Genomic DNA, 12563 nt, shown 5'->3' with positions numbered 1-12563 from the left:
TACCATCGCAGGACCTTGGCCGACTCCCGTTTGGAGGAAACGCCCTCATGCCGGTTTCGCGCGATGCACAGGATTTGCTGCGCGACATTGCGCGCGCCCTGCAGGACGACGGGCCGGTAGCGGTCGGGACAATGTTCCGGAGTCCGGCGCTGCGGACCGGAAAGAAGGTTCTCGCGTTCCTCGGTTCGAGTTCCGGGGACAGCCTGATCCTCAAACTTCCCCGGGCACGCGCCGCAGCCCTGCAGGCCGAAGGCATTGCCGGCCCGGTGACGATCGGCAAGCGGACCATGCGGGAATGGGTCGAGGTGCCGGCGGGGACCGACTCCGATGCGACGCTCACGGCCTGGACGGCTTTTGCCCGGGAAGCACTTCTCTACGTCCGCAGCATCCCTGCCTGAGACACGTCCCGACGCCGTTTTCGAAGTCCGGGCGGCCTGCGTGACGGGCGTCCTAGGATGGGCACATGACTTCCTCGACTTCCGATCTGTCCGCAGGCCCCTCCGCTGATGACGAATTCCTGTGGCTTGAGGATATTTACGGGCACAGGCAGCTGGACTGGGTTCGCGGTGAAAACAAAGTCACCGAGGATCTGTTGGCGGAAACCGGATTCGAGCAGACGGAAAAGCGGCTGCTCGAAGTCCTCGATTCCACGGACCGCATTCCCATGGTGGCCAAGCGGGGCGAGTACTACTACAACTTCTGGCGCGATGCCGAGCATCCCAAGGGCCTGTGGCGGCGCACCACCTGGGAGAGCTACTGCTCCGAGGATCCGCAGTGGGAAATCCTGCTGGACGTGGACGAACTCAGCCGTAGCGAGGGCACGGAGTGGGTCTGGGGCGGATCCGCATTCCTGCGCCCGTCAGACGGATCAACGTACCGGCGTGCCCTGGTGGTCCTCTCCCCCGACGGCGGCGACGCCGCCCGCTACCGTGAGTTCGACGTCGTCGACCGCGGGTTTGTGCCGGACGGATTCGACATTCCGGCCGCCAAGAACCGGATCAGCTGGGCCGGGCCGGACGAGTTGTACGTAGGCACCGATTTCGGTCCCGGTTCAATGACTTCCTCCTCCTACCCGCGCACCAGCCGGATCCTGCGCCGCGGCATGGCCCTGGCCGATGCCGAGCCGTATTTCGAAGTTCCCGAGGACCACATGATGGCAGTGGTGGCCCGCGACCAGACGCCCGGTTTTGAACGGGACCTCGCCGTGGACATCGTCGACTTCTACAACAGCTCCACGTTCCTGCGGCGGAACGGGCAGTGGGTGCGCCTGGATGTTCCCCTGGATGTGAACGTTGATGTGCACCGGCAGTGGCTGGTGCTGCGCCCCCGCAAGGACTGGGAGCTCGACGGCGTCGTGCATTCCGCCGGTTCACTGCTGGCCGCTGATTTGGAAGATTTCCTTTCGGGCAACCGGAAGCTGGCCACTTTGTTTACGCCTGATCCTGCAACGTCCCTCCAGTCATGGAGCTGGACACGGGACCAGCTGCTGCTGAACCTGCTGCGCGATGTGTCCTCCGAGATTTCGGTGCTGGACCCGGCCAACGGCTGGAAGGCGACGGTCCTGGACGCCTGCCCGCCGCTGCACACGGTGGACGCGTACGGCGTCGACGACGAAGACGAGGAAGCCGGCAACGACTACTGGCTGGTCAGCACCGGGTTCCTGACGCCGTCCACTCTGTCCCGCGGAACCCTGGGCAGCGCCGGCGGTTCCGCTGCAGTGGTGAAGGAGTCGCCGTCGTTTTTTGACGCCTCCGCCTGCACGGTGGAACAGCACTTTGCCGTGTCAGCCGACGGCACCCGGGTGCCGTACTTCCAGGTGGGACCGAAGGACCTGGTGCTCGACGGCGGCAACCCCACGCTGCTGAACGGCTACGGCGGTTTTGAACAGGCGCTGACGCCTACCTACAGCGGCGTGGTGGGTCGCGGCTGGCTGGAGCGCAGCTTCACCGATGACGGCGGGGTGAAGCGTTCGGGCGTGTATGTGCTGGCGAATATCCGCGGGGGCGGTGAATACGGACCCGACTGGCACCGCGCAGCACTGCAGGAAAACAGGCACCGTGCCTATGAGGATTTTGCCGCCGTTGCCCGGGATCTGACGGACCGCGGCGTCACCTCGCGGAAGCACTTGGGCTGCACGGGCCGCAGCAACGGCGGACTGCTGGTGGGCAACATGCTCACCACCTATCCGCACCTGTTCGGCGCCGTGTCCTGCGGCGTGCCGCTGCTGGACATGCGCCGCTACACCAAGCTCTCCGCCGGATACTCGTGGATTGCCGAATACGGCGATCCGGATGATCCGAAGCAGTGGGAGTTCGTGAAGACCTTCTCCCCCTATCACCTGCTCAAGGAGGACGCCGACTACCCTCCCACGCTGATTTGGACCGCCACCAGCGACGACCGCGTCGGTCCGGTGCAGGCCCGGAAAATGGCCGCGCGCATGAAGGCCATGGGGGTGCAGAACGTCTGGTTCCATGAGGCCCTTGAGGGCGGCCACGCCGGAGCCTCGGACAACCGCCAGGCGGCCCGCATGTACGCCATGTCCTACGAGTTCCTGTGGGAGGCCCTGACCGGCCGGTTGGGCTAGCTCCTGCGGCCTATACTCGGCACGGTGAATAGTGAACCGGTGCAGCGGAGGGAAGCGACGGCGGACGAGGCCAAGGCGGTGGCCCATCCGCTGCGGATTCGGATCCTCCAGGTCCTGCGCGGGGAGACCCTGACCAACAAGGAGATCGCCGAGCGGCTGGGCTCCACGCCCGGGGCGACACTTCATCATCTGCAGCTGCTGACCGAACACGGGTTCGCCGCTGCGGAGCCGGTGCGTGCCGGAGCCCGGAACGCGAGGGAAATCCCCTACCGGGCAACGGGCAAAACACTCGGGCTGACCTTCAATCCTGCGCTGCCCGAATCCGCGCTGGTGGGTCCGGCGATCCTCGAGTCGGCGTTGGAGAACTACCGGCTGGCACCGGAGTCGGGGCGGCACTCCGAAACCAGCGTGACGCTGTACCTCTCCGACGCCCAGCGCTCCGACTTCCAGGGCAGGCTCTCTGCCCTGATCAGCGAGTATGCCGGCACCCGGCACGGCGAAGGTGTGCAGAAATATGGATTCTTCTCCGCCATGTACCGCGCCGGCGTTTCGGAGCCCGGAAACGCGGCACCCGTTTCCGAAACTCCGGCTGCTTCCGGGATGCCCGCCGACGGAGATCTGCGTGAACCATGACGCCGTGCGCTCCGCGTACGGCCCGAGGGCGCTGGAGTACCGGACGGCAGTCGGCAGCATCGAACACACCCATCCCGCGGACCGCGAGCTAGTTGCGGCCTGGGCAGCCGGGCTGAAGGGGCCGGTTGTCGACGCCGGGTGCGGCCCCGGTCACTGGACTCGGTTCCTGGCCGAACACGGCGCCCGGGTTGAGGGCCTGGACGTGGTTTCCGAGTTTGTGGCGCTGGCCGCGGAACTGTCTCCGGGGTTTCCGTTTCGTGTCGGCTCGCTGGAGGATCTGGGGGTGGAGGACGGCTCGCTCGGCGGGATCTTCGCCTGGTATTCAATGATTCATCTGGAGCCCGCCGAGCTCCCGGCTGTCCTGGCGGAATACGCCCGTTGCCTGCGTCCGGGCGGGGCCCTGCTGACCGGGTTCTTTGAAGGTCCTGAGGTTGAACGTTTCCCTCATGCAGTGATGCCGGCGTACTTCTGGCCGGTGGACGAGCTGGTCTCAAAAGTGACGGCAGCAGGGTTTGAAGTGCTTGAAACCCATCGGCGGGCCGACACCGGCCGGCGCCCCCATGCCGCGGTGACTGCACGCCGCCTCGGGCGGCCGTAAGGCGGAGGGCCCATCCGGCCGTTCCCTGACGTTTTGCTCTTACCCGTCCCTTATGGGTAGTCTTGTCAGGCTGGCAGCGGAAGCTACCAGAGAGCATTTGGAGACGTGCCAGAGCGGCCGAATGGGCTTCACTGCTAATGAAGTGTGGGCCTAAAGCCCACCGGGAGTTCAAATCTCCCCGTCTCCGCGCTAAGACCCCCGGGCAACCGGGGGTTTTTTTGTGCCCGGATTTTTAGGCCCTGAGGCGGCCGTGCTCCTGTCCCCCGGACTGCTTTCCGGACTATGTTGTTTCCCGAACTATGTTTAGGCCAGTCAGCAGACAGCTCCTTCGCTGCTGCTCCGCCAACCTGAAGGATGTTCCATGGAAATGCGCTTACTGGGCCGCAGCGGCACCGTCGTCAGTACCTACGCCCTAGGAACCATGACGTTCGGCAATGAATCCGACCAGCGGGTCTCGCATGACCTGCTGAACTCCTACGTGGAAGCCGGCGGCAACTTCATTGACACGGCAGATGTCTACACCGCCGGCACCTCCGAGGAAATCATTGGCCACTGGCTGCAGGCCCGGCCCGAGGCCGCCCGGAATGTAGTTCTTGCCACCAAGGGCAGGTTTCCCATGGGCGCAGGCCCCAACGACCTCGGGAATTCCCGCCGGCACCTGCGCCAGGCACTCGACGCATCGCTCAAACGCTTGGGAGTGGAGCACATTGACCTGTACCAGCTGCATGCCTGGGATCCGCTGACCCCGCTGGAGGAAAGCCTCGGCTTCCTGCAGGACGCAGTGACCGCCGGCAAGATCAGCTACTACGGGCTCTCCAACTTCACCGGCTGGCAGCTCACCAAGGCTGTGTTCACCGCGCGGGCACACGGCTGGAATGAACCGGTGACCCTGCAGCCGCAGTACAACCTGCTGGAACGCGAAATTGAGTCCGAAGTAGTTCCTGCAGCGCTCGACGCCGGACTGGGCCTCTTGCCCTGGTCACCGCTTGCCGGCGGCTGGCTCACCGGAAAGTACCGCAGGGAATCGGTTCCGGCGGGCAAAACCCGGGTGGGAGACAATCCCACCCGCCAGTTCCAGGGATGGGACCTGCGCAGCAACAACGACCGCACATGGCAGATCCTTGATGCCCTCAAGGCCGTTGCCGCAGCCCACCAAGCCACTCCCGCCCAGGTTGCCCTCGCCTGGCTCGCGGCACAGCCGGGTGTGACCTCGGTGATTCTCGGCGCCCGCACCGTCGAACAGCTCGCCGACAACCTTGGCGCGGCCTCACTCCGGCTCTCCGATGCGGAGCTGCAGCGGCTTACCGACCTCAGCCGTCCGGCGGTGGGCAACTACCCCTACGGGGCCGATGGGCTCAACCAACGCTCACGGCAGTACTAGAAGTCTTCCGGCCGCAGGTTCTTAACCCACTTGCTGATTTCATCCTCTTCCGGGGTGGCCGGCTTCTTGCCTGCAGCCCCGCCCTGCTGACCTGCAGGTGCAGCGGCGCTTTCGGAACCGGAGGCACCACCCGGTCCGGCATCGGAGGCTTTGGCTGAGCCGGAGGCGCTGCCGCCTGCCGTTCCCGCCCCTGCGGAGCCGGCAGGACCCGCAGCCGCTGTCCCGGACGGGCCGGACGCTTCGGACGCTCCGGACGCTTTGTCGCCGTCGTTGGCGCCGGGCGCATCCGTGCTGTCGCTCCGGGCTGCGGGAGTTCCCTGTTCCGGCCCCTCCGGGCCCGCCCCGGCGGGAGCGGGCGCATCAGCCGCGGTTCCGGCCGGACACGGCGGCTGGAACGGCTGAGGATGCATGGCCAGGTTCTCCACCGCTGCAGCGGAGGCACGGACCCCCAGACCGGTGAACTGTGCATAAAGTTTGACGGCGGCGATGGGGTGCCCCTGGGCAATCGCGGCATACACCTGCTGGTGCTGGACGGCGTTGAGCCTGGCGTTGGCCTCGTGGGCCGCTTCAGCCGACGTCCGCGTTCCGGCCGGTGCCGCCTTGGCTCCTGCCGGCTTTCGGGGTGTCTTTTGCGGCTTCACTGTGCGCTGCCGGTCTTCCTGGCCGCCGTCTGTTCCGGCTGCCTCTCCGGAAGCGGAGCTTTTCCGGCGCTGAGCCCGAACCACCACGAAATTCACCACGACAATGGCCACGACAAACAGAACAATCACCAGAAACTCCATACCTTGATCCTAGCTTCGCTCACGGTGCCCGCGCCTTCCGCCCGGTATATTGACGTGCAGCCCCGGCCGCCGAACAACGGAGACGACATGAGCCCGAACACTTCCCTGCGTTCACTGCGGGTGCACATATCCGGCGGCATCGCTGAAGTCGAGCTCACCGGCCCCTCCAAGGGCAATGCCATGGGGCCTGATTTTTGGAAGGAACTGCCCGAGGTTTTTGCTGCCCTCAGTGATGATGACAGCGTGCGCGCCGTCCTGCTGTTCGGCTCCGGCGGAAACTTCAGCTATGGCCTTGATCTGCCGGCCATGGCGCCTGTTTTCGCTCCGATGCTTGCCGCCGGCGGGATGGATGCACGGCTCCGGGAAGATTTCCGACGCCGGATCAGGGATCTGCAGGAGGCGGTCAGCTCCCTGTCGAAATGTTCCAAGCCGGTGATCGCCGCAGTGGACGGCTGGTGCATTGGCGGCGCAGTGGACGTGATCACTGCCGCTGACATCCGCATTGCTTCCCCCGCCGCCACCTTCAGCGTGCGCGAAGTCAAGGTCGCCATCGTCGCGGACCTGGGGTCCCTCCAGCGGCTTCCCGGCATCATTGGGGAAGGCGCAGCCCGGCACCTCGCGCTGACCGGGGAAGACTTCGACGCCGACCGCGCCTACAGCTTGGGCCTCGTCACCGAAGTGGCCGACGACGTCGTCGGCCGGGGCCGCGAGCTGGCCGCCGCCGTTGCCGCGAACCCTCCGCTTGTTGTCCAGGGCGTAAAGCACGTGATGAACCACGGGCAGGAAGCCTCAGTGCAGTCCGGCCTGGACTATGTCCAGCTGTGGAACACTGCGTTCCTGGCCAGCCGCGACTTTAAGGAAGCAGCCACGGCCTTCGCCGAACGCCGGCCCGCGGCCTTCACCGGAAACTGACTCCGGGCGAGGGGCCTGCTCCGGCCCGATTCCGGTGTCCGCGCACGTGTCCGGGGCTGCCGCCCCGGGCGCTTAAGATAGTCGGGTGGCTGTTACCGATGAAGCAATAACCAAGATCAAGGAAATGCTCATCAGCGGGCAGCTGAAGGCCGGTGACCGGCTGCCGCCGGAAAATGAGCTGAGTGATCAGCTGGGCCTGTCCCGAAGCTCGCTGCGCGAGGCCGTCAAAGCACTCGAACTGATCCGGGTTCTCGACGTCCGGCGCGGCGACGGCACCTATGTGACAAGCCTGGAGCCGGGACTGCTGACCGAAACCATGGGTTTCATGGTGGAGATCCATCAGGAATCTTCAGCGCCGGAACTTCTGGAAGTGCGGCGCATTCTCGAGCCCGGCGCTGCCGCCCATGCTGCTGCACGCATCAACGCCCGCGGCCTGGCTGCCCTGCGGACCTGCTTGGACTCGGTTCCTGTCCAGGCATCTGCGGTCCAGCTGGCGGCCCATGACTTCGCCTTCCACTCGCAGATAGCCCGGGCTTCCGGTAATCCTTACCTGGCGGGGATGCTGGATTCCCTCACCGGCAGTGCCCTGCGGCTGCGCACCTGGCACCGGATCGTCGAAGCCGGAGCGGTCTCCGCCGTCCTGGGCGAACATACAGCCATCCTCGAGGCCCTGACGCTCGGTGATGCGGACCTGGCCCGCTCCCTGATGACGGTCCACGTTGCATCCGCTGAGCGCTGGCTGCGGCGGCCGCCGGCAGAAGCTCCGGCAGCGCAGCCGCCTGTTTTCCGGCCCGTTCCGATGCGCCTTCCTGACCCTCCTGCAGCGAGGGCTCAGGCCCCGGCTGGGGAAGTTGTTCCGGCACGGAAATCTGCTGCGGCTGCGGCTGCGGCTGCGGCCGAGATTCCGGTACTTGTTGAGGATCAGGCGCTGGAGGGCCAGGCGCTGCCTGAGATTCCGGCCCCGACTCCGGCACCGGCACCGGAGGCAGCGGCGGAGCGGTCCCCGAAGCCCGCGCTGAAGCGCACCAAGGTTCTCAGACGGCCCCTGACAGCAGGCAGCTCCCCGGCGCCGCGCAGCTTCCGGGCAGAGAGCGCCGCCCCGCACCAGCCCTCGTCCCCGCAGCAGACCCCGCCCCCGCAGCAAACCCCGCCTCCGCAGCAGCGCTCCGCCCCGCGCCAGCCCTCCGCCTCGGACAAGCTCCCGGCCCCGCAACAACTCTCGTCCCCGCAGCAGGCCCCAGCCCCGGAGCAGGCTCCCCCCGCGGCGCCGGCCCGCCGACCGGCGCCGCAGATTGCCCGGATCGCCCCCGAGCCCGCCCTGTACGAGCTGTTCGCTATGCCTTCAGCGCCAGCACAAAAGGCAGCACGGAAGCCGCGCCGGCCTGCCTGAGCACCCGGCCTGCTTCGGTGAGGGTCCAGCGGCTGTCAGCAAAGTCATCCACCAGCAGAACCGGACCGGGATTGGCAGCAAACCAGGCGGCTCCTTCTTCGGGAACCGCAAACTGGTCCCAGACCGAAGCCAGGCGGAACGCGCTGTTTCCTCCGGAGCCTCCCGTCGGCCCGCCGTGCGGGAGCTGCAGCGCCCCGAGATACGGGATGCGGCCAAGGGATGAGATGCCCTGTGCGAGCGAGCCGACCAGCTGCGGACGCGACCGCGACGGAATGCTGACCACTGCAAGCGGCCGTTCTTCCCAGCCCCATTGGGCGAGCACCTGCACACAGCCCTTGAGCAGTGCTTCATCTGCCGTTGTGTCTCCGGCGTCCGGGGCGAAGATCTCCCGCAGCCGTCCGCCCCAGCCGAGATCCGTCAGGCGGGCCAGCGCGCGTCCGGTGGACAGCGCTGCTTCAGGCTTGATCTTTCCCTTCACCGGCACGCCCAAGCGGTCCATGCCCGAGGGGTACATTCCCCGCGGGTCAACATCCACGCCTACCCGGCTCAGTGCCTGGTCCGCATGATCGGTGGCCTCGGCGGCAACGTCGCCGGAGAACCAGCGGCCGGCACAGTTGTCGCAGCGTCCGCACGGGGCTGCGGCCGGGTCATCGAGCTGCAGGGACAGGAATTCCATCCGGCATGCCGTGGTGCTCTCGTAATCGAGCATGGCCTGCTGTTCCTTGACGCGCGCCGCTGAAATACGCTCGTACCGCTCCCGGTCATAGCTCCAGGGCTGTCCGGTGCCGCGCCAGCCGCCGGACACCCGTTCCACGGCACCGTCCACGGCCAGGACCTTCAGCAGCAGTTCCAGTGGCGAGCGCTTGAGGTTTACCCGGGTTTCCAGGGCGCCGGTGGACATGACCGACCCCGATGCCAGCTCCGCCAGTACGGCACTGGCCGTGCCCTCCGCAGGCATGGAGGAGGTGGCAAAGTACTCCCAAATGTCCTTGTCCTCGGTCCCCGGCAGCAGCAGTACATCGGCGCTGGGGGTGCCGCGGCCGGCACGGCCCACCTGCTGGTAGTACGCCACCGGCGAGGAGGGTGCTCCAAGGTGGACCACAAACCCCAAGTCGGGCTTGTCGAAGCCCATGCCCAGTGCGCTGGTGGCCACCAGGGCTTTCACCTCGTTGTTTTTCAACGCCGCCTCCGCCTGCTCCCGATCTGCAGGGTCCGTGCGTCCCGTGTAGGCCAGAACCGGGTGCCCGGCCTTCTGCAGGAGCTTGGCGGTGTCTTCGGCCGCGGACACCGTCAGAGCATAGATGATGCCGGATCCGGGAAGCTCGTCGATGTGTGTCAGGAGCCAGCCCAGCCGCGCCTTCGGCGTGGGCAGCCGCAGCACTCCGAGTCGCAGGGAGCGGCGGGCCAGCGCTCCGCGGATGGTGAAAACGTCCTCGCCGCCGGAAGCCAGCTGCTCCTCGACGTCCTTAACGACCCGGGAATTTGCTGTGGCCGTGGTGGCCAATACCGGCACGGAGGCCGGCAGCTGTTCGATCAGGCTGCGGATGCGCCGGTAGTCAGGCCGAAAATCATGTCCCCAGTCCGAGATGCAGTGTGCTTCATCAATCACCAGCAGCCCGGAACGGCGAATCAGTTCCGGCAGATGGGTTTCCCGGAAACCGGGATTGTTCAGGCGTTCCGGCGAGACCAGCAGCACGTCCACCTCGTCCGCCTGGAGCTTGGCGGAAATGTCCTGCCATTCCAGCTGGTTGGCTGAGTTGATCGCCACGGCGCGGACTCCTGCGCGGGCTGCGGCCGCCACCTGGTCGCGCATGAGCGCCAGCAGCGGCGATACGATCAGCGTTGGCCCGGCTCCGCGGGCACGCAGCAGCAGGCTCGCCACAAAGTACACCGCGGACTTGCCCCACCCGGTGCGCTGGACCACCAGCGCCCGCCGGCCGCCCGAGACCAGCGCCTCGATGGCTTCGTACTGCCCCTCATGAAACTCGGCGGCGTCGTTGCCGACCAGCGCCCTCAGCAGACCGGTTGCTTCGGCCCGAAGCACGGGGTCCGTCCCTGCCGGGCCTCCGTGCAGGCCGCCGTCGATGCGGGGCACTGTTTCCTGCTCGGCGGACGAAGGATTTTGAGTGTCTTGCTGGGATTCCATACCTTCCACTATTCCAGCCGCGGCTGACGATTTCCTCCAGCCCGGGAAACGCCTGTGGACACCGCCGGCTGCGCAGCGGGCCTGTGGATACCGGCCAAGAACCGCGCAGATCGCCGAAAAACCGGGAGGGCGAAAGCCGGAGGAGGGAAAGCTGGCCTATAGACTGTCGGGGTGACTAGTGCATTCGATCTTTCCGCGTCCTTTAAGGCCTACGATGTCCGCGGCGTCGTAGGAGAGACCATCACCCCGCAGATCGTCAAGGCTGTCGGCGCCGCTTTTGTGGACGTGCTCGACCTTGCCGGTCAGACCGTGCTGGTGGGCGGCGACATGCGCCCGTCCTCCCCTGAATTCATCAAGGACTTCGCCGCCGGAGCCACCATGCGCGGCGCCGATGTCCTGCTGCTGGACCTCATCTCCACCGATGAGCTCTACTACGCCTGCGGAGCCCTCAATGCTGCGGGTGCCACCTTCACGGCCAGCCACAATCCCGCCCAGTACAACGGCATCAAGATGTCCAAGGCCGGAGCCGTGCCCATCTCCTCCGAGACCGGCCTCTACGACATCCAGGCAAAGGCAGAGCAGTACCTGAACGAGGGCACAATCCCCGCCGTCGAGACACCGGGCCGCATCAGCGTCCGGGACATCCTGAAGGATTACTCCGAGTACCTCCGCAGCCTGGTGGATCTGGGCGGTATCCGTCCACTGAAGGTTGTGGTGGATGCCGGCAACGGCATGGCCGGCCTGACCACCCCGGCCGTTCTGGGCGACACGATGCTGTCCGCCCTTCCGCTGGAAATCGTCGACCTCTACTTTGAGCTGGACGGGTCCTTCCCGAACCATCCGGCCAACCCGCTCGAGCCGGAAAACCTGCGCGACCTGCAGGCCGCCGTCGTCGAGCACGGCGCGGATCTGGGCCTGGCCTTCGACGGCGACGCCGACCGCTGCTTCGTGATTGATGAAAAGGGCGACCCGGTCAGCCCGTCGGCAATCACCGCCCTCGTGGCCCGCCGTGAAATTGCACGCGCCAAGGCCGCCGGTGAAGCGACCCCGGTCATCATCCATAACCTCATCACCTCCCGTGCGGTTCCGGAGCTGGTGGAGGCCGACGGCGGCCGTGCCGTCCGCACCCGCGTCGGCCATTCCTTCATCAAGGCGCAGATGGCCGAGGAAGGCGCTGTCTTCGGCGGCGAGCACTCCGCGCACTATTACTTCCGCGACTTCTACAACGCCGACACCGGCATGCTGGCAGCCATGCACGTGCTTGCCGCGCTGGGTGAACAGACTCTGCCGCTTTCGGATCTCGCCCGCGAATACGAGCCGTATTTCTCCTCCGGAGAGATCAACTCGGAGCTCTCGGACGTTCCGGCGGCGGTTGCCCGCGTCCGGAATGAATTCGAGCGCGACGGCGTCACCGTGGACGCCCTCGACGGTTTGACTTTCACCTCAGATGACGGACAGTGGTGGTTCAACCTCCGCGCGTCGAACACCGAACCCTTCCTTCGGCTGAACGCCGAAGCCGAAGACCTCCCCACCATGGTGCGGGTCCGCGACCGCGTACTTGAACTAGTTAGGAACTGAACCAATGGCTGATGTTGAACTGAACGGCGAAGAGCCCTCCGCCCAGGTCCAGGAGGACCTGAATTCCCTGTTCGGGACCGCGCTCGGCGTGGCCCAGGAGCAGCTTGAGGCACAGGGTGCCTTCCTGCCGGCCGCACTGGTTGTGCAGAACGACGGCGAGCTCCGGATGATTGCCGTGGCACCCGAGGAAAGCGACGAAGACCTCGACGCCGATGCGATGATCGATGACATCTACCAGGTGCTGACCGAGCAGAAGGCGGACAACCGGGCCGCTGCCGTGTTCTCCGACATCCACCTGCCGGATGAGGCGACGGATGCCATTCACGTAGTGGCTGAACACTCCGAGGGGGTCTCCATCTCGGCCATCCAGACCTACTCCGAGACCGATGGCTCCTGGACGTTCAACGAACCGCAGTGGGAGTCGGGCGACCGTCTGGTCTGGGGAACTGAAGAGTCCCCCGCAGGCGCTGACGAGGCCTAACCGCAGCTTCACCACCTGCCGGCGGCACCGTGCACAACGCACGGTGCCGCCGGTTTTTTGCTGCCCGTCAGAACGCCG

General features: G+C 66.3%; 11 protein-coding genes and 1 tRNA gene. 10 read left to right on the top strand and 2 right to left on the bottom strand.

All coding sequences use genetic code 11. The annotated features are described in order from the left end of the window. The first annotated feature begins 47 nt into the window (after nt 1-47). From M1D40_RS01670 to M1D40_RS01645, 6 genes are all read left to right on the top strand, one after another. Complete coding sequence (locus tag M1D40_RS01670; RefSeq protein ID WP_461169972.1) at nt 48-398, top strand: hypothetical protein; 351 nt, start codon at nt 48-50, stop codon at nt 396-398. Between the two features lie 65 nt (nt 399-463). After that, nucleotides 464-2584 (top strand): prolyl oligopeptidase family serine peptidase, encoded by a 2121-nt coding sequence (locus M1D40_RS01665; RefSeq protein WP_461169971.1) that lies wholly within the window; start codon nt 464-466, stop codon nt 2582-2584. 24 nt (nt 2585-2608) lie between these two features. Further along, nucleotides 2609-3217 (top strand): ArsR/SmtB family transcription factor, encoded by a 609-nt coding sequence (locus M1D40_RS01660; RefSeq protein WP_461169970.1) that lies wholly within the window; start codon nt 2609-2611, stop codon nt 3215-3217. Beyond that, nucleotides 3207-3815, top strand: a complete 609-nt coding sequence (locus M1D40_RS01655) for a class I SAM-dependent methyltransferase (protein ID WP_461169969.1) — start codon at nt 3207-3209, stop codon at nt 3813-3815. The genes M1D40_RS01660 and M1D40_RS01655 overlap by 11 nt, the downstream gene beginning before the upstream one ends. A 99-nt stretch (nt 3816-3914) precedes the next feature. Then, a tRNA-Ser gene (locus M1D40_RS01650) sits at nt 3915-4002 on the top strand. A gap of 174 nt (nt 4003-4176) precedes the next feature. After that, nucleotides 4177-5196 (top strand): aldo/keto reductase, encoded by a 1020-nt coding sequence (locus M1D40_RS01645; protein WP_461169968.1) that lies wholly within the window; start codon nt 4177-4179, stop codon nt 5194-5196. Here M1D40_RS01645 and M1D40_RS01640 read toward each other — a convergent pair. Then, nucleotides 5193-5978: a hypothetical protein gene (locus tag M1D40_RS01640; RefSeq protein ID WP_461169967.1), complete on the bottom strand. Its 786-nt coding sequence runs from the start codon at nt 5976-5978 to the stop codon at nt 5193-5195. The two genes, M1D40_RS01645 and M1D40_RS01640, sit on opposite strands and share 4 nt — an antisense overlap. 87 nt (nt 5979-6065) lie before the next feature. Between M1D40_RS01640 and M1D40_RS01635 the strand changes: the two genes are divergently transcribed. Together M1D40_RS01635 and M1D40_RS01630 are read left to right on the top strand one after the other, a co-directional pair. Beyond that, nucleotides 6066-6890: a crotonase/enoyl-CoA hydratase family protein gene (locus M1D40_RS01635; RefSeq protein ID WP_461169966.1), complete on the top strand. Its 825-nt coding sequence runs from the start codon at nt 6066-6068 to the stop codon at nt 6888-6890. Between the two features lie 85 nt (nt 6891-6975). Further along, nucleotides 6976-8280 carry a FadR/GntR family transcriptional regulator gene (locus tag M1D40_RS01630; protein WP_461169965.1) on the top strand — a complete coding sequence of 435 codons (1305 nt, stop codon included), beginning with the start codon at nt 6976-6978 and terminating at the stop codon, nt 8278-8280. On the opposite strand, the gene M1D40_RS01625 is transcribed toward M1D40_RS01630, so the two are convergent. Further along, complete coding sequence (locus tag M1D40_RS01625) at nt 8225-10426, bottom strand: RecQ family ATP-dependent DNA helicase (protein ID WP_461169964.1); 2202 nt, start codon at nt 10424-10426, stop codon at nt 8225-8227. The genes M1D40_RS01630 and M1D40_RS01625 overlap by 56 nt on opposite strands. Before the next feature lie 171 nt (nt 10427-10597). Between M1D40_RS01625 and M1D40_RS01620 the strand changes: the two genes are divergently transcribed. Next, nucleotides 10598-12004 carry a phosphomannomutase/phosphoglucomutase gene (locus M1D40_RS01620; protein WP_461169963.1) on the top strand — a complete coding sequence of 469 codons (1407 nt, stop codon included), beginning with the start codon at nt 10598-10600 and terminating at the stop codon, nt 12002-12004. Nucleotides 12005-12008: 4 nt separating this feature from the next. Further along, entirely contained in the window at nt 12009-12485 is a 477-nt protein-coding gene (locus M1D40_RS01615) for a hypothetical protein (RefSeq protein WP_461169962.1), read from the top strand. The last annotated feature ends 78 nt before the right edge of the window (nt 12486-12563 follow it).

Source organism: Arthrobacter sp. Z1-15 (assembly GCF_054792395.1).
Note: the sequence above shows the minus strand (reverse complement) of the source record. Positions and strands in the feature narration are given on the sequence as shown.